The following is a 532-nucleotide window of genomic DNA, read 5'->3' as shown; positions in this document are numbered from 1 at the left end:
ATCTTGCCGTCGACTTCAGCGGTGCTGACAGTGATTTTGTCGTTAGGGGTGCCAACCACAAGGCTGTCGCCGGTTTGAGCACCGTTCAAAGTGACCGAGCCACCTTTGAGCGTGGCGTTATCCACGTCAGCCAAAGTGACTTTGCCATCCAGCGAAACACCGGTCTGGCCTTCGGTGAAGGAGAGCGGGCCTTCGATGGTTGCAGTCGGTGCGTCATTGACTGGCGTGACGTTGACAGCAGTACTCACCGGCGCGGAATCGAGCTGGCCGTCATTCACCACGACCGAGATGTTGCGCGGCAGGGTGCTTGGGTTTTCGCTGCTGTTGCCGTAAGTGATCGAGTTGATCAGCGCCTGGTATTCAGCTTTCGTTGCTTCGCCGGTCAACGTCAGGACAATCTTGCCGTCGACCTCGGACGAGGTAACTGTGATTTTGCTGTTTGGCGTACCAACTACCAGCGAATCACCATCCTGTGCGCCATTCAAGGTGACCGAGCCACCTTTCAGTGTCGCGTTATCCACGTCAGCCAGCG

General features: G+C 57.0%; 1 protein-coding gene. It reads right to left on the bottom strand.

What is annotated here, in order from left to right; all coding sequences use genetic code 11:
• Nucleotides 1-532 (bottom strand): hypothetical protein (locus ACWKV9_RS27715; RefSeq protein ID WP_483839300.1); only part of this gene is annotated, 532 nt, incomplete at both ends.

This window comes from Pseudomonas corni (assembly GCF_057128765.1).
Note: the sequence above shows the minus strand (reverse complement) of the source record. Positions and strands in the feature narration are given on the sequence as shown.